The sequence below is a fragment of the Tritonibacter sp. SIMBA_163 genome (genome assembly GCF_046535935.1).
Taxonomy (GTDB): Bacteria; Pseudomonadota; Alphaproteobacteria; order Rhodobacterales; family Rhodobacteraceae; genus Epibacterium; species Epibacterium scottomollicae.
Genome location: NZ_JAWJBP010000003.1, coordinates 253,749 through 273,063, shown reverse-complemented (window position 1 = coordinate 273,063; position 19,315 = coordinate 253,749). Strand labels below are relative to the sequence as shown.

The 19,315-nt window shown below is 62.6% G+C and carries 18 protein-coding genes; 13 read left to right on the top strand and 5 right to left on the bottom strand.

What is annotated here, in order from left to right; all coding sequences use genetic code 11:
• Positions 1-55: 55 nt before the first annotated feature.
• From R0J92_RS08255 to R0J92_RS08200, 12 genes are all read left to right on the top strand, one after another.
• Positions 56-919 carry a branched-chain amino acid aminotransferase gene (locus R0J92_RS08255; protein ID WP_317384359.1) on the top strand — a complete coding sequence of 288 codons (864 nt, stop codon included), beginning with the start codon at positions 56-58 and terminating at the stop codon, positions 917-919.
• Between the two features lie 141 nt (positions 920-1,060).
• Positions 1,061-1,516, top strand: coding sequence for a universal stress protein (locus tag R0J92_RS08250; RefSeq protein WP_106161767.1), 456 nt, complete (start codon positions 1,061-1,063; stop codon positions 1,514-1,516).
• Between the two features lie 258 nt (positions 1,517-1,774).
• Positions 1,775-2,338 (top strand): NifU family protein, encoded by a 564-nt coding sequence (locus R0J92_RS08245; protein ID WP_106161765.1) that lies wholly within the window; start codon positions 1,775-1,777, stop codon positions 2,336-2,338.
• A 229-nt stretch (positions 2,339-2,567) separates the two neighbouring features.
• Positions 2,568-3,236: a tRNA (adenosine(37)-N6)-threonylcarbamoyltransferase complex dimerization subunit type 1 TsaB gene (tsaB, locus tag R0J92_RS08240; protein WP_411051326.1), complete on the top strand. Its 669-nt coding sequence runs from the start codon at positions 2,568-2,570 to the stop codon at positions 3,234-3,236.
• A complete protein-coding gene (locus tag R0J92_RS08235; protein WP_411051325.1) occupies positions 3,229-3,654 on the top strand; it encodes a GNAT family N-acetyltransferase in 426 nt (141 codons plus the stop codon). Before tsaB ends, R0J92_RS08235 begins: the two co-directional genes overlap by 8 nt.
• Before the next feature lie 6 nt (positions 3,655-3,660).
• Positions 3,661-3,786: a hypothetical protein gene (locus R0J92_RS08230; protein ID WP_279327821.1), complete on the top strand. Its 126-nt coding sequence runs from the start codon at positions 3,661-3,663 to the stop codon at positions 3,784-3,786.
• Positions 3,787-3,790: 4 nt separating this feature from the next.
• Positions 3,791-4,786: a BMP family protein gene (locus R0J92_RS08225; RefSeq protein WP_106161759.1), complete on the top strand. Its 996-nt coding sequence runs from the start codon at positions 3,791-3,793 to the stop codon at positions 4,784-4,786.
• Between the two features lie 199 nt (positions 4,787-4,985).
• Complete coding sequence (locus R0J92_RS08220; RefSeq protein WP_106161757.1) at positions 4,986-6,515, top strand: ABC transporter ATP-binding protein; 1,530 nt, start codon at positions 4,986-4,988, stop codon at positions 6,513-6,515.
• The gene (locus R0J92_RS08215) at positions 6,516-7,610 is read left to right on the top strand and encodes an ABC transporter permease (RefSeq protein WP_106161755.1); all 1,095 of its coding nucleotides are present in this window, start codon (positions 6,516-6,518) and stop codon (positions 7,608-7,610) included.
• A complete protein-coding gene (locus tag R0J92_RS08210; RefSeq protein WP_106161753.1) occupies positions 7,610-8,617 on the top strand; it encodes an ABC transporter permease in 1,008 nt (335 codons plus the stop codon). Before R0J92_RS08215 ends, R0J92_RS08210 begins: the two co-directional genes overlap by 1 nt.
• Before the next feature lie 262 nt (positions 8,618-8,879).
• On the top strand, positions 8,880-9,797 hold the full coding sequence (locus R0J92_RS08205; protein ID WP_106161751.1) for a sulfite exporter TauE/SafE family protein: 918 nt from the start codon (positions 8,880-8,882) through the stop codon (positions 9,795-9,797).
• Positions 9,797-10,564, top strand: a complete 768-nt coding sequence (locus tag R0J92_RS08200; protein WP_411051324.1) for a TIGR02186 family protein — start codon at positions 9,797-9,799, stop codon at positions 10,562-10,564. Before R0J92_RS08205 ends, R0J92_RS08200 begins: the two co-directional genes overlap by 1 nt.
• An 80-nt stretch (positions 10,565-10,644) precedes the next feature.
• Here R0J92_RS08200 and R0J92_RS08195 read toward each other — a convergent pair whose 3' ends face one another.
• From R0J92_RS08195 to R0J92_RS08175, 5 genes are all read right to left on the bottom strand, one after another.
• Entirely contained in the window at positions 10,645-11,382 is a 738-nt protein-coding gene (locus R0J92_RS08195; protein WP_411051323.1) for an SDR family oxidoreductase, read from the bottom strand.
• Positions 11,379-12,935 carry an ATP-dependent RecD-like DNA helicase gene (locus R0J92_RS08190; protein ID WP_317384366.1) on the bottom strand — a complete coding sequence of 519 codons (1,557 nt, stop codon included), beginning with the start codon at positions 12,933-12,935 and terminating at the stop codon, positions 11,379-11,381. Before R0J92_RS08190 ends, R0J92_RS08195 begins: the two co-directional genes overlap by 4 nt.
• Before the next feature lie 106 nt (positions 12,936-13,041).
• Entirely contained in the window at positions 13,042-13,761 is a 720-nt protein-coding gene (locus R0J92_RS08185; RefSeq protein WP_411051322.1) for a helix-turn-helix transcriptional regulator, read from the bottom strand.
• A 445-nt stretch (positions 13,762-14,206) separates the two neighbouring features.
• Positions 14,207-15,487, bottom strand: a complete 1,281-nt coding sequence (gene ccrA / locus R0J92_RS08180) for a crotonyl-CoA carboxylase/reductase (protein WP_106161741.1) — start codon at positions 15,485-15,487, stop codon at positions 14,207-14,209.
• 126 nt (positions 15,488-15,613) lie between these two features.
• Positions 15,614-17,044 (bottom strand): 1-acyl-sn-glycerol-3-phosphate acyltransferase, encoded by a 1,431-nt coding sequence (locus R0J92_RS08175; protein ID WP_411051321.1) that lies wholly within the window; start codon positions 17,042-17,044, stop codon positions 15,614-15,616.
• Positions 17,045-17,220: 176 nt separating this feature from the next.
• Between R0J92_RS08175 and R0J92_RS08170 the strand changes: the two genes are divergently transcribed.
• Positions 17,221-19,206 (top strand): methylmalonyl-CoA mutase family protein, encoded by a 1,986-nt coding sequence (locus R0J92_RS08170; protein WP_411051320.1) that lies wholly within the window; start codon positions 17,221-17,223, stop codon positions 19,204-19,206.
• The last annotated feature ends 109 nt before the right edge of the window (positions 19,207-19,315 follow it).

The following is a 19,315-nucleotide window of genomic DNA, read 5'->3' as shown; positions in this document are numbered from 1 at the left end:
CCGCCGCATAACGTCCCGATCGTATCCAATCCGCATTCCCAGATCCGAGGTTCCCATGGCTGTCGGCAAAACGATCCGCACCTATTTCAACGGCCAGTGGCACGACGGCGATGTGCCGATCATGTCCGCCGCAGACCACGCCGCCTGGCTCGGGTCCTCCGTGTTTGACGGCGCGCGCTGGTTCGATGGCGTCAGCCCCGACCTCGACAAACACTGCGCCCGCGCCAATGCCTCTGCCGAGGCGCTGATGATGGCCGCCACGGTTCCCGCCGATCAGATGGTCGAGATCACCCGCGAGGGCCTGTCCGGGTTCTCCGCCGACAGTGCGGTCTACATCCGCCCGATGTACTGGGCCACCGAGGGCGACCAGACCCTGATTGCCCCCGCCCCGGAGGCGACGCAATTCGCGCTCTGCCTCGAAGAAATCCCGATGCCCGCCGAAGCCGCTTCCGCCACGCTCACGCGGACCAGCTTCTGCCGCCCGGTGCTGGAATCCTCGGTGGTCAATGCCAAGGCAGGGTGCCTTTATCCCAACAACGCCCGCATGCTGCGCGAGGCCCGCGCCAAAGGGTTCACCAACACGCTGACCTGCGACGTGATGGGCAATGTGGCAGAAACTGCGACCGCCAACATCTTTATGGTCAAGGACGGTGAGGTCTTCACCCCGATCGCCAATGGCACCTTTCTGTCGGGCATCACCCGCGCGCGCCACATCAGCAACCTGCGCGCCGATGGAATCACCGTGCATGAATGCGTGCTGACCTATGCGCATTTTGAGGCGGCGGATGAGGTCTTCACCTCCGGCAACATGTCCAAGGTCACCCCGGTCACCGCCTTTGATGATGTCACCTATCAGCACGGCCCCATCACCCGCCGGGTGCGCGAGATGTACTGGGACTGGGCCAAATCCGGCCACTGACCCACAGCCGCGCAACCACAGCAACAACAGCACCCCTGCCAGATCATCTGTGCGGATGCGACACATCGCACCCGCGACAGATCTATTGCGCGGGGTGGTTGCATCGGCCAATATGCTTCGGACACGACAGCAGAGGTTTTAATGCGCAAGTTCCTGGTCGTCCTCGACGACAGCCGCGAATGTCTGAACGCCATGCGGTTTGCCGCCATGCGCGCCGCCAACACCGGGGGAGGCGTGGTCATTCTTTCGGTCATTCCTCCGGATGAGTTCAACCATTGGATCGGCGTTGGTGAAGTCATGCGCGAGGAAGCCCGCGAACGCATCCACGCCCATTTCGAGGTTTTCGCCAAATGGATGCGCGACCGGCAGGGCGTTGATCCGGAACTGGTGATCCGCGAGGGCGAGGTCGTCCCCGAAATCCTGGCCCAAATCGAAACGGACCCCGAAGTCGGCATTCTGGTGCTTGGGGCCGCCAGCGACCGCAAGGGGCCCGGCCCGATCGTCACCCAGCTGACACGGACAGCGGGCTCCCTGCCCTTTCCGATCACCATCGTTCCCGGCGACATGTCGAAAGAACAGCTGGAAGCCATCACCTGACGGCCTTCAACGCGCTTCAAACATAGCCTGTTGCCACCAGCGACAGTCACCCAGAGCCCCACATCGCAAACCTGCGCAACAGCAGAGGTTTGCGCCTGCTACATCCCTTGCGTCGTGATCTGATGTGCCCAACTGGTGCGGATGCCTTGCAATTCGCACCGCAGTCGCTAATTTAGAATCATTCCAAAACTTGACAGACCCCGGTCGGGCGCGCATATGCACTACACACGCACCAGGCCAGCCTGACGGAGAACCGAGATGTTTATCCAGACCGAATCCACGCCGAACCCGGCGACCCTGAAATTCCTGCCCGGCCAGACTGTTCTGGACGCTGGCACCGCTGATTTCCCCTCAGCCGAGGCCGCCGCGAAGTCGCCTCTGGCGCAGCGTATCTTTGCCGTGAGCGGCGTCACCGGCGTCTTCTTTGGCAATGACTTCGTGACCGTCACCAAAGACGATTCGATTGAGTGGGATCACATCAAACCCGCCGTGCTTGGCGCGGTGATGGAGCATTACCAATCCGGCCAGCCGGTGATCGACGAAGGCGGCCAGCAGGCCTCCGGCCATGCCGAACACACCGGCGAAGACGGCGAAATCGTCAATCAGATCAAGGAACTGCTGGACAGCCGCGTGCGCCCCGCAGTGGCACAGGATGGCGGCGACATCACCTTCCACGGTTTTGACCGCGGCGTTGTCTATCTGCACATGCAGGGCGCCTGCGCCGGCTGCCCGTCATCGACACTGACGCTGAAGATGGGCATCGAGAACCTGTTGCGCCACTACATCCCCGAAGTGACCGAGGTGCGCCCGGTCGCCGTCTGAGGCACCGCACGCTCCGTTCAGACCTCCGTCAGCGTGGCGGGACGCGGCTTACGTATCGCGCCCTGCCACGCAAAGCATCTGGCGCAGTCGTTGACGACGCACGGGCACGCGGATCGATCCCCCCCTGTCGGTTCATCGCCCGGCGCATTTGCCCGGTGGCTTGCCACAGACCGGAAGCTCTGCCAAAGACTTCCTACCCGCAGCCAACGACGATAGCGATTGACCCGAAATGTCCTCTGACGCGCCCCTGATCCTGGGATTTGATACCTCCGCCCCCCATTGCGCGGTGGCCTTGCTGCGGGGGACCGAGATCCTGGTCCAGCATCAGGAGGACATGGCCAGGGGTCAGGCCGAACGGCTGATGCCCCTGCTGGAAGAGACACTCGCCGAAGGCGGCGCCACCTGGGCTGACCTGAACGCGGTCGCCGTGGGCATCGGCCCCGGAAATTTCACCGGCATTCGCATTTCCGTCTCTGCCGCGCGCGGTCTGGCGCTGGGGCTGGGCGTACCTGCCATTGGCGTCTCCAGCCTTGAGGCGCAGGCCTTTGGTACCACTGGTGTCGTGATCTCCAGCCTCGACGCCCGACGCGAGGGGCTTTATGTGCAGGTGTTCGGAACGCTAACCGGATCACAGCCCGGCCACTGCACACTCGACACGCTGCCGTCAGATATTCCCGCAGGCGCAGAGCCGAGCTGTCTGGGACACCGCGCTGACGAGATCGCGGCCCTTTGCGCGGGCACTGTCGCGACAGCGCGCTACCCGGTGGCCGAGGCCATCACCCGCGTGGCCGCCACCCGCCTTGGCCGGATCGACGTGCCGCCCCCGGCGCCGCTCTATCTGCGCGAGGCCGATGCCGCCCCCTCCCGGGACACGCCGCCCGCGCTTCTGGATGACTGAGAGCCGCAGCCCCGACGCGCTCGCCGCGACCCATGCGGCGGCCTTTTCCCAGTCACGCCCTTGGTCCGCCGAGGAATTCGCCGACCTTTTGGCCGACCGCTTCACCTATCTCACGGGGGATGCACGGGCCTTTGCAGTTGTGCGCGAGGTCGCAGGCGAGGCAGAGCTTCTGACCATCGCCACCCATCCGGATCACCAGCGCCAGGGCCGTGCCCGGCAGGTGATGGCGGACTGGATGGCCAAGGCAGCAGAACGTGGGGTCGAGGATGCTTTTCTTGAGGTCGCACAAGACAATACCGCCGCTCAGGCGCTATACTCTACTTGCGGATTCGGCCTTGTCGGGATTCGAAAGGCCTATTATCCGCGACCAGAGGCGGCAGCGGCGGATGCTTTGCTCATGAAACGCGTGTTTCCCTAAGGAAAGATGCTGTTTTTCGACCGGGTGGTCAAAAAAATGTTGACCCAGGCCGAGCGCAAGAGGCTAAATCGCTCCACCTTTTCGAACGGACACGCCCGCCACGCGGGGCAGAAAAAGAAAAACTGGGAGTAACTGAATGACCCTGATGAAATCGCTCATGGGCGCGGCAGCAGCAGTCGCGCTGACAGCGGGCGCGGCTCTGGCCAACCCGGCGCTTATTTTCGACCTTGGCGGCAAGTTCGACAAATCCTTCAACGAGGCCGCCTATAATGGCGCCAAGCGTTGGGCGGATGAGACCGGCGGCAAGTACCTCGAGATCGAAATGAAGTCCGAAGCCCAGCGCGAGCAGGCGCTGCGTCGCTTTGCCGAATCCGGTGCCAACCCGATCATCACCACCGGCTTTGCCATGAGCGCCCCGCTGGCCGATGTGGCCGGTGACTATCCGGACACCAAATTCGTCACCATCGACGGCTGGGTCGACGCCCCCAACGTGCATGTGGTCAGCTTCTCCGAGCACGAAGGCTCCTTCCTTGTGGGCATGCTGGCAGCCGAAGCGTCCGAATCCGGCACCGTTGGTTTCATCGGTGGCATGGATGTTCCGCTGATCCGCAAATTCGCCTGCGGCTACGCGCAAGGCGTCAAAGCTGTGAACCCGGATGCGACCGTCATTTCCAACATGACCGGCACCACCCCGGCGGCCTGGAACGACCCGGTGAAGGGCTCCGAGCTGACCAAGGCGCAAATCTCTCAGGGCGCGGACGTGATCTATGCCGCGGCTGGCGGCACCGGCGTGGGCGTTCTGCAAACCGCCGCGGATGAGGGCATCCTGTCCATCGGCGTCGACAGCAACCAGAACCACCTGCACCCGGGCAAGGTTCTGACCTCCATGCTGAAGCGCGTTGACGTCGCGGTCTACAACATCCTCAAGGATGGTGCGGACCTCGAAGTGGACAAGATCACCCTCGACCTGGCTGACAACGGCGTCGGCTACGCGATGGATGACAACAACGCCGATCTGATCACCGAAGAGATGCAGGCCTCCGTCGAGGACGCAAAGGCCAAGATCATCGCCGGTGACATCGAAGTGCACAACTACGCCAGCGACGACAGCTGCCCGGTTCTGAACTTCTGATCGACATGATCCGCGCCCCGTTCGCCCATGGCAGTCCAGCCCGGCGAGCGGGGCGTTTGCATATGGCCCGGAGGTCGCGCCGCGCGTGTCCTCCGGGTTTGGTTTTTCCCGTCCCGGTCCTCTTCTTATGAGATCATAACATGCAGTCTGAATGGGCTGCATCCGGATGAACCGGCGATGAGGTGACAGGGGAGCCCCGATGACGGCACCAGCAATCGAACTCAAAGGCATTTCAAAGGCCTTTGGCCCAGTCCAGGCGAACAAGGACATTTCCATCAGCGTTGAACCCGGGACCATCCACGGGATCATCGGTGAAAACGGCGCGGGCAAATCCACGCTGATGAGCATTCTCTACGGGTTCTACAAGGCCGACAAAGGCGAGATCTGGATCAAGGGGACCCGCACTGAGATCCCCGACAGCCTCGCCGCCATCTCTGCCGGCATCGGCATGGTGTTCCAGCATTTCAAGCTGGTCGAGAACTTCACCGTTCTGGAAAACATCGTGCTCGGCGCCGAGGATTCCGGCCTGCTGATGCCCTCCCTCTCCCGTGCTCGCAAGGAGCTGAAGGAGCTGGAGGAGGAATACGAGCTCTATGTTGATCCCGATAAACGCATCGACGAGATCGGCGTTGGCATGCAGCAACGGGTCGAGATCCTCAAGGCGCTCTACCGCAAGGCGGAGATCCTGATCCTCGACGAGCCCACCGGCGTTCTGACCCCGGCGGAGGCCGATCAGCTGTTCCGCATTCTCGACCGGCTACGCTCGGAAGGGAAAACCATCATCCTGATTACGCACAAGCTGCGCGAGATCATGGAATATACCGACACCGTCTCGGTGATGCGACGCGGCCAGATGACCGCCACCGTGAAGACCGCCGAAAGCAGCCCAGAACAGCTTGCAGAGCTGATGGTGGGCCGCAAGGTGCTGCTGCGTGTGGACAAGGTTCCCGCCACCCCCGGCAAGCCGATCCTGGAGATCGAGAAGCTCTCCGTGGTGGACAGCGCCGGGGTACAGCGGGTGAAGGACATCGACCTCACCGTGCGCGCGGGCGAAATCCTCGGCATCGCGGGCGTGGCCGGCAATGGCCAGTCGGAACTGCTGGAGGTGCTCGGCGGCATGCGCGAGGGCACCGGTGCCATTCGCATCAACGGCCAGCCCCTGCCCCTGTCCGGTGCCGGCTCCGACGCGCGGTCGCGGCGACATGATGGCATCGCCCATGTGCCGGAGGACCGTCAGCGCGAAGGCCTGATCATGGATTTCCACGCCTGGGAAAACGTCGGCTTTGGCTACCACCGGGAACCGGAATACCAAAAGGGCCTGTTCCTCGACAATGCCGCCCTGCGCGCCGACACCGCCGCCAAGATGGAGAAATTCGACGTGCGCCCGCCCAATCCCTGGCTGGCGGCCAAGAGCTTCTCCGGCGGCAACCAGCAGAAAATCGTGGTGGCACGAGAGATTGAGCGCAACCCCGACCTGTTGCTGATCGGCCAGCCCACGCGCGGCGTCGATATCGGCGCCATCGAATTTATCCACCAGCAGATCATGGCGCTGCGCGACCAAGGCAAGGCGATCCTTCTGGTTTCGGTGGAGCTGGAAGAGATCCTGTCGCTCAGCGACCGGGTTGCAGTGATGTTTGACGGTAAGATCATGGGCGAACGTCCCGCGGATCAAACCGATGAAAAAGAACTCGGCCTGTTGATGGCCGGCGTCGCGGGGGAGGCCGCGTAAATGGAAAAGATGCCTAAATGGGCCGATGTGGTGTTGATCCCGGTGATCAGCCTGCTGTTGGCCGCGATAATCTCCGCAATCGTGATCCTGCTGATCGGCGAAAGCCCGATGGAGGCGCTGGACCTGATGGTCACCGGCGCGCTGGGGTCGACCTACGGCTGGGGCTACACGCTCTATTATGCCACCAACTTCCTGTTCACCGGCCTTGCGGTGGCAGTGGCGGCCCATGCCGGGCTGTTCAACATCGGCGGCGAAGGACAGGCAATGATCGGCGGCCTCGGGCTGGCGATTGTCTGTCTCTACATCCCCTTTCCGCATTGGTCGATCGCATTGCTGGTCGCAGCCGTAGGGGCCGGTCTCTTTGGGGCAGCCTGGGCGGCGATCCCGGCCTATCTGCAGGCCAAGCGCGGCAGCCACATCGTCATCACCACCATCATGTTCAACTTCATCGCAGCAGCGGTGCTGAACTACATGCTTGTCAGCGTGCTGAAGCCCAAGGGCGCGATGGACCCGGCCACGGCGAAGTTCCCCGAAACCGCACAGCTGCCCTCGCTGCACGAGATCCTGGCGCCGCTGGGCATAGAGTTCTCCAAATCCGCCCCGGCCAACGTCACGCTGTTCGTCGGCCTCGCCGCCTGTGTGGTGATCTGGGGTCTGATCTGGCACACGCCGCTCGGCCATGAGATCCGCGCCCTCGGCAAATCCGAGCGCGGCGCGGTCTACGCGGGCATCTCGCCGGTGCGCACGGTGATGATCACCATGCTGATCTCCGGCGCGCTCTGCGGCTTGATGGCCACCAACAACGTCATGGGCGAGGCCGAGCGTCTGGTGCTGAACGCAACCGAGGGCGCGGGCTTCATCGGGATCGCGGTGGCCTTGATGGGCCGCAACCACCCGTTTGGGGTGTTCCTCGCGGCGATCCTGTTCGGGTTCCTCTATCAGGGCGGCGCCGAGCTGGCGCTCTGGACCAATATCCCGTCCGAGCTGATCGTGGTCATTCAGGCCTTGGTGATCCTCTTTACCGGGGCGCTCGACAATATGGTGCGCATACCGATCGAGAAGATCTTCCTCGCCTTCCGGAAGGAGAACGCCTGATGGATTTCCTGACCCTGATCCAGGTGCTCGACAGCACCGTGCGCATGGCGACCCCGCTGCTGCTGGCCTGTCTGGCCGGTCTGTTCTCGGAACGTGCGGGCATCTTCGACATCGGCCTTGAGGGCAAGATGCTGATGGCGGCGTTCTTTTCCGCCGCTGTCGCCGCCGTCACCGGCAATGTCTGGCTTGGCCTTTTGGCCGGGATCGGATCCTCCATGCTGCTCTCCGGCCTGCATGGTCTGGCCTCGATCACCTTCCGCGGCAACCAGCTGATCTCCGGCGTGGCGCTCAACTTCCTCGCCTCCGGTCTGACGGTGCTGATTGCCGAAAGCTGGTTTCAGCAGGGCGGCCGCACGCCGTCGCTGTTCACCAAAGGGCGCTTCAACGGGATCGAGCTGCCCTTTGCCATCGGCCCCTCCGAGGCCGAAGCCGCCGACCGGCCCCTGAGCGAGCTGATCAAGGAAGCCAACGTGATCCAGCAGCTCTATTCCGAGCTGATCTCCGGTCACTCCATCCTGGTCTATGTCGCCGTCCTGGCGGTGCCGCTGACCTGGTGGATCCTGTTCCGCACCCGCTTTGGTCTGCGCCTGCGGGCGGTGGGCGAAAACCCCGCCGCGGTCGACACCGCCGGGGTCTCCGTGCGTGGCCTGCGCTTTGCCGCAATCGGCATCGCCGGCGTGCTCTGCGGTATCGCCGGGGCCTATCTCGCCACCGGCCTGCAGGCGGGTTTCGTCAAGGAGATGACCTCCGGGCGTGGCTATATCGCGCTGGCGGCGCTGATCTTTGCCAAGTGGCGGCCTTGGCACGCGCTTGGCGCCTGCCTGCTGTTCGGCCTGCTGCAAGCGGTGGCCCTGCGGTTCCAGAGCATCCAGCTCGGTGGCGTGTCGATCCCCGTGCAGGTGATGGACGCCCTGCCCTATATCCTCACCGTGGTGATACTTGCAGGTTTTGTCGGCAAGGCGATCCCGCCGCGCGCCGGTGGCCAGCCCTACGTCAAGGAACGCTGACACCTGCGCCTGAGGGACATTGATTGAAAACCTGGAACGCCCGGCCAATAGGTCGGGCGTTTTGGTTTGCACCGCATCTGTGCCCGTCCGCCCTGCCCTTCTGTAGCGCCTTCGCCTCAGATCAGTGCGCGACGGCGTTTTTCTTTCACAGGCAGTCGCTTTCAAAATCTCCCTGTTCTACACTTCATGAAAACCCAGCCTCGTGAACGCTGCACAGCAGCATCTTAGTGTTTCACCCGCCAATAAAAGACTATTCAGGGCCATGAACATTTACCTCCCCATCGCCGAAGTGGCCGTGAACGCGTTCCTCATTCTGGGACTGGGCGGCATGGTTGGCGTGCTGTCGGGCATGTTCGGCGTGGGCGGTGGTTTCCTGCTGACGCCGCTGTTGTTCTTCATCGGCATCCCGCCTGCGGTGGCGGTGGCGACAGGGGCCAATCAGATCGTGGCCTCCTCGGTCTCTGGCGTGCTGGCGCATCTGCGTCGCCGCACCGTGGACCTGAAGATGGGCGCTGTGTTGCAGGCCGGAGGGCTGATCGGCGCAATCGCCGGGATCGCGATTTTCAACTACCTGAAATCATTGGGACAGGTCGATCTGTTCGTCACCCTCTGCTACGTGGTGTTCCTTGGGATCGTCGGCGGTTTGATGTTCATCGAAAGCGTCAACGCCCTGCGTAAATCCAAGCGCGGCGCTCCGCCCAAACGCAAGCAGCGCGGTTGGGTGCATTCGCTGCCCTTCAAAATGCGGTTCCGCACCTCGGGTCTCTATATCTCTGTCATTCCGCCGGTGGCTGTGGGGGTCTTCGTGGGTATGCTGACCGCGATCATGGGGGTCGGTGGTGGCTTCATCATGGTGCCGGCGATGATCTACCTGCTGGGCATGCCGACCAAGGTCGTGGTCGGCACCTCGCTGTTCCAGATTATTACCGTGACCGCAGCCACAACCATGATGCATGCCATCACCAACCAGACGGTGGACATCGTACTGGCGGTGCTGCTGCTGGTCGGTGGCGTCATCGGCGCGCAATTCGGCACCCGCATCGGCACCTTGCTGAAGGCAGAACAGCTGCGCATCCTGCTGGCGCTCCTGGTTATCCTAGTTTGCGCCAAACTGGCGCTGGACCTTCTTCTGGAACCCAGCGAGATCTACTCGTTGAACCCGATCAGGGAGGCCAACTGATGTCCCCCCTGCGCCTGCTGTTCCTATCGCTTTGGTCCATCGTGCTGGCGACTTATGTCAGCGCCGAAGAGGTCGTGCTCGGTCTCAGTCAGGACCGTGTCGCCATCACAGCTACCTTCGACGGCTCGGAGATCCTGATCTTTGGCGCGGTGAAGCGCGAAACCCCTATCCCGACACAGGCGCCGCTGGAGGTGGTGGTCACCGTATCCGGCCCAAGTGAACCCGTGATGGTGCGGCGCAAGGAACGCGAGCTGGGGATCTGGATCAATACCGAAGGCGTTGTCGTCGATTCCGCGCCCAGTTTCTACGCCGTGGCAACCTCGGCCCCGTTCAAAGAGGCGCTGAGCGATACCGAGGATCTGCGCCACAAGGTCTCCATCCAGCGCGCGATCCGCTCTGTGGGCTCCACGGTCGAAGGGTCGCAGGCCTTTACCGAGTCGCTGATGCGGATCCGTGAGAACAAAGGGTTCTACACGCTGCAGGAAAACGCGGTTGCCCTGGATGAACAGACCCTGTTCCGCACGGCCCTGCGCATGCCCGCAGACCTGATCGAGGGCAAGTATCAGACCCGCATCTTCCTGACCCGCGCGGGTCAGGTGGTCTCTCAGTATGAAACGGTGATCGAGGTGAACAAGGTCGGGATGGAACGGTTCCTGTTCAACCTTTCGCGCGAACAACCCGCCCTCTATGGCCTGCTGGCGCTGCTGATCGCCGCGATCTCCGGCTGGGGCGCCGCGGCCGGGTTCCAGCTTTTGCGCAATAGCTGATACGCGCCTCAACGTGGCCGCGAACGCGTTTTTGCAGCCAACGGGCCCTGGTCAGCCCTCTGATCAGCCACACCCAGTATTCAGCCGCGCCCGATATAGGGCATCTTGGTCGCCATCACCGTCATGAACTGCACGTTCGCCTCCAGCGGCAAGTTCGCCATATGCAGCACCGAGCGCGCCGCATCGGCCACGTCGAAACTGTCCATTGGCGCCGCGTCCGGATTGGCCTCTGCCTGCCGCCGTGCCAGGTCTTCGACCATCGGGGTACGGGCATTGCCGATGTCGATCTGACCGCAGGCGATGTCAAAGGCGCGCCCATCCAGCGACAGGGATTTTGTCAGCCCGGTGATCGCCGCCTTGGTGGCCGCATAGGGCACGCTGTTGGGCCGTGGCACATGCGCCGCGATGGAGCCGTTGTTGATGATACGGCCCCCCTGCGGCTGCTGCGCCCGCATCCGGGCAAAAGCAGCCCGGGCGCTGAGGAACATGCCGTTGAGGTTCACATTCACCGCCCGGAACCAATCCTCCAACGCGATCTCGTCGATGGTGCCCGGCGGTGTAAATATACCGGCGTTGTTGAACAGCACATCCAGAGACCCGGCCTCCGCGCAAAAGCGATCAAACGCCGCCTCGACCTGCGCGGGCTCGGTGACATCCGCAGGCAGCACCACGGCACGGCGATGCCCCGCGGCGATCTCCGCCAGCACCTCCGCACGCCGTGCCAACAGGCCGACCACCCAGCCCTCCGCGAGGAACAGCTCCGCGACTGCGCGGCCAATACCAGAACTGGCGCCGGTGATGAGGATGGATTTTGTCATACCGGGGCCTCTTCTTCCTGGGTTTCCAGTGTCAGTGTGGGGGCCGCCACCTGACGCAAATCATCAACGCGCAGCGCGCCGGTGGGTTTGGCCAATCGGTTGCGCACCACCCAGATCAACCGCTCCTGCGCGCGGGTGATCGCCACATAGGCCAGACGCTTCCACAAGGGCTGCCCCGCCTCCACCCGCCCCATGCGGGCCGCGGCATAGATGTCGGGGGCAAAGACCTGCGTGGTGTCCCATTGGCTGCCTTGCGCCTTGTGGATCGTCACCGCCGCCCCATGCAGAAAGGTCGCCCCCATGCGGGCGGCAAAGGGAATGAACGGCTCTTCCTCATCGGGTTTCTCGATCTTCACGATCGAGGCGGCCGAGACCTGCGGATCTTCTGCGCCCATCACATGCAGGCGCGAAAACCCGGGCTTGCGACCGGGGCCGAGGTAGATGACCTGCGCGCCCTTGATGAGGCCGCGCGCCTCCAGATCCAGCCGTTTCTTGCGGTGCTTCAACGGCAGCTCCAACCCGTCGCAGATCAGCGGTTCGCCTTCGAGGAGCTGATCCTCAGGCGCGCCATGCACGGCGCGAAAGGCGTTGATCAGCCGGATGCGGGTGTTATTGCGCCAGACCAGCACCGGCGAGCGCGCCATCAGGTCGACCTCCACCCGCTGGCCCCAGACCACGCGGTCATCCTGCCGGGCCTTGTCCTCGACCATGCGTTCGAAATCCTCAAACCCCAGCTGCGGGTCGGCCAGCGCATGCGCCAGATCGAGGATCGGGTTGTCCGCCTCCTGCCGGTGAATGCGGTTGAGGATCAGCTGGCGGTCCTCGGGCAGGTCCTCGAACACCATGGAGCCGGACTGATTGACCGGCGCCAGCTGGGCCGGGTCGCCAAACAGCACCAGCGTCGGGAAAATCTCCTTCAGATCCTCGAACTGGCGATTGTCCAGCATCGAGGCCTCATCGACAAAGCCGATATCCAGCGGCTCTTCGCGCCGCTTCCAGCCGGTGATGAAATCCGAGCCACGCAGACCCGCCGCCGCCAGCGCACCGGGCATGGATTTGTTCTTGGCGTAAAATGCCGCAGCCCGCGCCAGCGCGTCTTCGGGCAAGCCTTCGATCTCAGGCTGCTCGCCCTCGCCCGCCAGCCAGTCGGCGATGCGTTCGTATTCCGGGTCATAGACCGGCGTGTAGAGAATGCGGTGAATGGTGGTTGCGGGCACCCCGCGCAGCCGCAGCACGCTGGCCGCCTTGTTGGTGGGCGCGAGAATCGCCAGCGTGCGCTTGTCTTCGCTCTTCTTACGGCTCTCATAATCGCCTGAGACCACCTCGACCCCCGCGGCCGCCAGCGCCTTGTAGAACTCCGCCAGAAGCAGTGTCTTGCCGGACCCCGCCTTGCCGATCACGGCGCTGACGCCGGTCTCGCCACGCGGCGGATGCAGCAGATCTTCGCCCAGATCGACCCCCGCCTTGCGCAGTTGTTCGGTCAGTGCATCAAAGGCTTGCGCCTGATCATCGGAGAATTGCAGCGCGGGCGCCGGGGTCGTGGCCTGTGTCATGGCGCGACATTACATCCGCAGATCAGAGGGCACCAGTGGCATCGACCCATTGGCTGTCCGGTTCTTTCGCTCAGCCGCACTCACCGTGGCAGGCCTGCCGCAGCACTCAGCCCGCGATCAGCCCCATGGAGATTGCGCGGGCCACCGCATGGGTGGTGTTCTGCGCCTGCAGCTTGCCGCGCGCACCTTCGATATAGACCCGCAACGTATGTTCGGAAATCTCCAGCGTCTCGGCCGCGCGGGCGCGGCTATGCCCCTCCGCCAGCAAGCTCAACGCTTCGGTTTCGCGCATCGACAGGGGCTGCTCTGGAAGCGCGCGGAACGAGACCTCGAAATCAAGCGCCCTCCGGTTCACATAATGCGCCACCAGGATCAGGTCCCGGCAGTACTGCCGCGTGAACTTGTCCCAGCTCACATCATCACAGGTCTTGGTAATGCTGAACACGGCGTATTGCCCCGATGGGCCGCGCACTGGCACGCTAAAACCCTGATTGCCGAGACCAAAGGCCAGAGCGTCCCGTCGATAGGCCGAGGCCAGACGCGACGACCAATCAAGATCCCGCCAATCCACGGGATGAACGGCTTTGTAACAGCCAATGACAACTGGATCGACCCGATGATACCCCATCTCCGAATAGCGATCCTGCCAGGCGCGCGGCAATGTCGAACAGCCACTCATACCGTCGGACCGATCCACCCAACGATAAAATACATGATCAACCTCGAGAAGATTTCGAAGCTGTGTCATCACCGCGCCAATCTCTTCGAGATTGGCAGAACTCTCGATCATTTCGAGAATTGCATTCAACTTTTGACGTCTTGGCATTCAGTCTTGCACTCACTCTCGAAAGATACTCTCAGACGCGTCGTCACGGGATCTTTGCGTTGGCCGTGTCGAAGAATAGCGGCTGTCTGTCACTCAAATTGAATCCTCGGGTAAATTCAGCCAAATCGGCAACACTTGAACTCCTCCAACCAGACAAGAGACGGGTCAACACCACGATTTCAAACCATAAAGCGCGATAACGCAATGCTCGCTCATGTGACCGGGGCAGATTGATCGCCACTGCAAATAGGCAGGGACCGGGATCTCTCCCGACTTATTAAGCACGTCATGAACGCCCTCCCCTCAACTTCAATTCACAAGGCCCGCGCGCCCCAAGGCGGAACGCTCGGACCAGCCTAATCAGATCGTATTAAGATAGCACAAATCACCCGACCGCGAGGCGGTCGAGTGACATGCAGGCAATTGCGTTTAAACCTGTGGCGTCTCAGCCGTGGATGACCTCTTCCAGCGTGCGCAACCCGGTCTTCGGGGCCTGAACCAAAACCGACATATTGCCGGGCTTGTGCTCGTTGCGCAGCATTTTCATATGGGCCGCCGGCAGGTCCTTCCAAGTGAAGACCTCGGACATGCAGGGATCCAGACGCCGCTCGATCATCAGCTTGTTGGCCGCCGAGGCTTGCTTCAGATGGGCAAAATGTGACCCCTGCAGGCGCTTCTGATGCATCCACATATAGCGCACGTCGAAGGTGCAGTTGAACCCGGAGGTGCCGGCGCAGATCACCACCATGCCGCCCTTCTTCACCACGAAGGTGGAGACCGGAAAGGTTGCCTCCCCCGGGTGTTCGAACACCATGTCGACGTTGTTGCCCTTGCCGGTGATCTCCCAGATCGCCTTGCCGAACTTGCGCGCCTCTGTGAACCATTCGGCGTATTCCGGGGTGTTCACGGTGGGCAATTGCCCCCAGCAGTTAAAGTCACGGCGGTTCAGCACCCCCTTGGCGCCCAGCGACATCACAAACTCGCGTTTGCTCTCGTCCGAGATCACCCCGATCGCATTGGCCCCGGCGGTGTTGATCAGCTGGATCGCGTAGGAGCCCAGCCCGCCGGAGGCGCCCCAGACCAGCACGTTCTGGCCCGGCTTCAGGTCATGCGGTTCATGGCCGAACAGCATCCGGTAGGCGGTGGCCAGCGTCAGCGTGTAGCAGGCGCTTTCTTCCCAGGTCAGATGCTTGGGCCGCGGCATCAGCTGCTGGCTCTGCACGCGGGTGAACTGGCTGAACGATCCATCGGGCGTCTCGTAGCCCCAGATCCGCTGGCTGGTGGAATACATCGGGTCGCCGCCGTTGCATTCCTCGTCATCGCCATCATCCTGGTTGCAGTGGATCACCACCTCATCGCCGACCTTCCAGCGTTTCACCTTGTCGCCCACCGCCCAGACGATGCCCGAGGCGTCCGATCCAGCGATGTGATAGGGGGCCTTGTGGCCATCAAAGGGGCTGATCGGCTGACCCAACGCGGCCCAGACGCCGTTGTAGTTCACGCCCGCCGCCATCACCAGAACCAGCACGTCGTTGCTGTCGAGCGCAGGCACATCCACCACTTCCTGCTGCATCGCCGTATCCGGCTCGCCATGGCGTTCCTTACGGATCGCCCAAGCGTACATCTTCTGAGGCACATAGCCCATCGGGGGGATTTCCCCCATTTCATAGAGGTCTTTCTGCGGTGCGTCGTAGGTCATGATGCCGTCCTGCGTGTCCAAAGCCATGCCGGCCTCCCTTGGTCTGGATCTATGTCGGCGCAAGCATTCTGCGATGCAGAATCGTGCCGTCTCTCCTAAGGAGTAAAAACGACTGAGTAATATAGCAACCCCATTTGTGCACTATTTGTAATTTTATGACCCAGCGGATGCAGCATTTCTCTTCGCACTCGCAGAACTCTCGCCGGGATCCGATGGCGGTTCCAGCGCGATGGGCACCAGATGAGCGATGGAATTGGCGTAGAACCGCAACAGGTCGATCTGGCTCAGCTCCGGGGTGATGACGCCGCCCGTGGTGCGGATCAGCCCACGGCGGCGCATTTGCATCACCGCGCTCTGCACCGCGGGCCCATGCGCATGCTCCGGCATATGGATGGAGGCCTGCGGCATCCGCGCCACGGTCTCCGCCAGCGCCTGCACCAGCGCGGCCTCGCTCATCGCGCCCCGCTGCAACAACAGGTAGCTGACCATCGGCACCGGCAGCACGGGAACAACTTCGCCGATGCGGCGCATCAATTCGGCAGAGAGTATCCGCGCCCGATCCTGCCCCTCGCCCGAAGGCAATTCGCTGACGCTGAGCGGGCGGCCAAAGCTCACCGCGGCCTGACCGGCGTGCTGGTAGCGTCCGGTCATCCACAACCACAAATGGCGCAGGAGCCGCAGCATCACCGCGCCGATCCGGGCCCGAAAGCGCCGCTCTCCTGTGCGGGCGGCCTTGGTCAGGATCTTGTCCTCCAGCACCCGGTCGTAGTTCAGCGCCACCGGCACAAAGACCACATCCTTGCTCACCTCGGCGCTGCCATCGACGATATATTTCAACAGCCCGTGCTTCGGTGGCGCCAGCGCGCCTGTCAGGCTGAGGCCGCCTTCGGGGAACATCGCCTGCGTCACCCCCGCCCGCGTCGCCAGTCGCACATAGGCCGCCAGCACCGACCGGTAGAGCCCGTTTTGCGATTTGCGACGGATGAAGTAGGCCCCCATCGCACGGATCAACAGGCTCAGCGGCCAGACCCGCGCCCATTCCCCCACCGCGTAGGACAGGGCCGAGCGCTTGGCGACCAGATAGGTCACCAGCACGTAGTCCATGTTCGAGCGGTGGTTCATCACGAACACCACGGTGGCGTCGCGGTCGATCGCCTTTAGCAGCCCCTCGTCATAGCTGCCCAGCCGCACCCGATAGATCGCATTCGACAAAAGCCGCGCCGCCCGGATGGCAAAGCTGAAATAGGTGAAGGCGGAAAACGACGGCACGATCTCGCGCGCATAGCGGCGGGCGTCCTCGAACGCGACGTTCTCCGGGATGCCGTGCGCCGCCGCGTGATCCGACACCGCCTGCGCCACCTGCGGATCATAGATCAGTCGCTGGATCATGTCGTAACGCCGCGCCAGCTTGAACGGCTCGATCGGCCGCTCCAGCCGCTGGTTGAGCTGCGCCACCGCCCGCTCCAACCGCCGCCGGAAGAACCAGCGCACCGAGGGAAACAGGAAATGCGAGGCAAAGGTGACCGCCGCGAACAGCAGGATCAGCACAAAGGCCCAAAGAGGAAGTTCCACGGTCTGCGTCATGCCCGCAGTCTTACCCTGCACGCGCCGCGACACAACTGGAACCGCGCGCCTTCTGCAGGTGCAAAAGTCGCAGCGCAGAAATTGCCGCAACGCGGCGAATTGACAAGGTTGCATAATTCCAGTTTACATCCACATGACGAAACAAAATTACCCAAACGTGATTCACGAGGCCCGCCATGTCGCAGATGCAGAACAATCGCCCAGAGGCCCCCAGCCGGGATCGGCCCTGGCTGATCCGCACCTACGCTGGCCACTCCACCGCCTCGGCCTCCAATGCGCTCTATCGCGCCAACCTTGCCAAGGGGCAGACCGGCCTGTCGGTGGCCTTCGACCTGCCGACCCAGACCGGCTATGACAGCGACCACGTTCTGGCGCGTGGCGAGGTGGGCAAGGTCGGCGTGCCGGTCGGCCATCTGGGCGACATGCGCAGCCTGTTCGATCAGATTCCGCTGGAACAGATGAACACCTCGATGACAATCAATGCCACCGCGCCCTGGCTTCTGAGCCTTTATATTGCAGTGGCAGAGGAACAGGGCGCGGATGTTTCAAAACTTCAGGGCACGGTGCAGAACGACCTGATCAAGGAATACCTCAGCCGCGGCACCTATATCTGCCCCCCTGCCCCCAGCCTCAAGATGATCGCGGATGTGGCGGAATACTGTTACGAGAACGTGCCCAAGTGGAACCCGATGAACATCTGTTCCTACCACCTGCAGGAGGCAGGCGCGACGCCGGAGCAGGAGTTGGCCTTTGCATTGGCCACCGCGCAGGCGGTGCTGGACGAGCTGCAGCCGCGTGTCCCGGCGGAGGATTTTCCGGCCCTGGTCGGCCGCATCTCCTTCTTCGTCAATGCCGGCATCCGGTTCGTGACCGAGATGTGCAAGATGCGCGCCTTTGTCGACCTCTGGGACGAGATCTGCCGCACCCGCTACGGTGTCGAGGATCCGAAGTTCCGCCGCTTTCGCTACGGCGTGCAGGTGAACTCGCTGGGCCTCACCGAACAGCAGCCGGAAAACAACGTCTACCGCATCCTGATCGAGATGCTTGCTGTAACCCTGTCGAAAAACGCCCGCGCCCGTGCGGTGCAGCTGCCGGCCTGGAACGAGGCGCTCGGCCTGCCGCGTCCCTGGGACCAGCAATGGTCGATGCGCATGCAGCAGATCCTGGCCTATGAGACCGACCTCTTGGAATACGGCGACCTCTTTGATGGCAACCCGGTGGTGGATGCCAAGGTCGAAGCCCTGAAGGAGGGCGCCCGCGCGGAACTGGCGACGCTCGACAGCATGGGCGGCGCGGTGGCCTCGATCGAATACATGAAATCGCGGCTGGTGGACTCCAACGCCGAACGGCTGAACCGGATCGAACGCAACGAGACCGTGGTGGTCGGCGTCAACAAATGGACCGAGGGCGAGCCCTCGCCGCTGCAGACCGAGGATGGCGGCATCATGACCGCCGATCCCGCTGCCGAGGCCGATCAGATCGAACGCCTGAACGCCTGGCGCGCAAGCCGCGACTCGGCAGAGGTCGCCGCCGCCCTCGCGGCGCTGCGCCAAGCTGCGCGAGACGGCGATAACATCATGCCCGCCTCCGTGCAGGCCGCCAAGGCGGGCGTCACCACCGGCGAATGGGCGGAAGAGATGCGCAAGGTCTATGGCACCTATCGCGGCCCCACCGGCGTTTCGGCCTCGATCTCGAACAAGACCGAAGGCTTGGACGAGTTGCGCGAAGCGGTCAACGCGGTCTCCGATCAATTGGGGCGCAGATTGAAATTCGTGGTTGGAAAGCCCGGCCTGGACGGTCATTCCAATGGCGCAGAGCAAATTGCGTTTCGCGCCCGCGATTGCGGAATGGACATTACATATGACGGCATTCGCCTCACCCCGCAGGAGCTTGTCGCGTCTGCGCGTCAGGAAGAGGCCCATGTTGTCGGTCTTTCGATTCTGTCCGGCAGTCATTTGCCGCTGGTGAAAGACACCCTGACGCAACTTCGCGACGCCGGATTGGAAAATATCCCGGTTATTGTAGGGGGAATTATACCGGATGTTGACGCAGAAATGCTTTTGCAGATGGGCGTCGCGCGGGTCTACACGCCAAAGAACTTCGAGCTGAACGCGATCATGCAGGATATCGTTGAACTTGCGAAAACAGACACATCAGTTTAATTCGCTACGCTGAATTTCGCCAAAAAATACAGTTAATGAAAAATAGATGCTGAACAGCATCCTAATTTCGGGCTAATAGGGTCATCAGCCCGGAATTTTTGCCGTGGCT

Bases quoted from the DNA above. Each gene is read 5' to 3' on its own strand.
- tsaB (WP_411051326.1), top strand. From the start codon at position 2,568: ATGTCCTCTGACGCGCCCCTGATCCTGGGATTTGATACCTCCGCCCCC.
- R0J92_RS08195 (WP_411051323.1), bottom strand. From the start codon at position 11,382: ATGACAAAATCCATCCTCATCACCGGCGCCAGTTCTGGTATTGGCCGC.
- R0J92_RS08250 (WP_106161767.1), top strand. From the start codon at position 1,061: ATGCGCAAGTTCCTGGTCGTCCTCGACGACAGCCGCGAATGTCTGAAC.
- R0J92_RS08215 (WP_106161755.1), top strand. From the start codon at position 6,516: ATGGAAAAGATGCCTAAATGGGCCGATGTGGTGTTGATCCCGGTGATC.
- R0J92_RS08185 (WP_411051322.1), bottom strand. From the start codon at position 13,761: ATGCCAAGACGTCAAAAGTTGAATGCAATTCTCGAAATGATCGAGAGT.
- R0J92_RS08175 (WP_411051321.1), bottom strand. From the start codon at position 17,044: ATGACGCAGACCGTGGAACTTCCTCTTTGGGCCTTTGTGCTGATCCTG.
- R0J92_RS08190 (WP_317384366.1), bottom strand. From the start codon at position 12,935: ATGACACAGGCCACGACCCCGGCGCCCGCGCTGCAATTCTCCGATGAT.
- R0J92_RS08200 (WP_411051324.1), top strand. From the start codon at position 9,797: ATGTCCCCCCTGCGCCTGCTGTTCCTATCGCTTTGGTCCATCGTGCTG.
- R0J92_RS08230 (WP_279327821.1), top strand. From the start codon at position 3,661: ATGCTGTTTTTCGACCGGGTGGTCAAAAAAATGTTGACCCAGGCCGAG.
- R0J92_RS08235 (WP_411051325.1), top strand. From the start codon at position 3,229: ATGACTGAGAGCCGCAGCCCCGACGCGCTCGCCGCGACCCATGCGGCG.
- ccrA (WP_106161741.1), bottom strand. From the start codon at position 15,487: ATGGCTTTGGACACGCAGGACGGCATCATGACCTACGACGCACCGCAG.
- R0J92_RS08245 (WP_106161765.1), top strand. From the start codon at position 1,775: ATGTTTATCCAGACCGAATCCACGCCGAACCCGGCGACCCTGAAATTC.
- R0J92_RS08210 (WP_106161753.1), top strand. From the start codon at position 7,610: ATGGATTTCCTGACCCTGATCCAGGTGCTCGACAGCACCGTGCGCATG.
- R0J92_RS08225 (WP_106161759.1), top strand. From the start codon at position 3,791: ATGACCCTGATGAAATCGCTCATGGGCGCGGCAGCAGCAGTCGCGCTG.
- R0J92_RS08205 (WP_106161751.1), top strand. From the start codon at position 8,880: ATGAACATTTACCTCCCCATCGCCGAAGTGGCCGTGAACGCGTTCCTC.
- R0J92_RS08220 (WP_106161757.1), top strand. From the start codon at position 4,986: ATGACGGCACCAGCAATCGAACTCAAAGGCATTTCAAAGGCCTTTGGC.
- R0J92_RS08170 (WP_411051320.1), top strand. From the start codon at position 17,221: ATGTCGCAGATGCAGAACAATCGCCCAGAGGCCCCCAGCCGGGATCGG.
- R0J92_RS08255 (WP_317384359.1), top strand. From the start codon at position 56: ATGGCTGTCGGCAAAACGATCCGCACCTATTTCAACGGCCAGTGGCAC.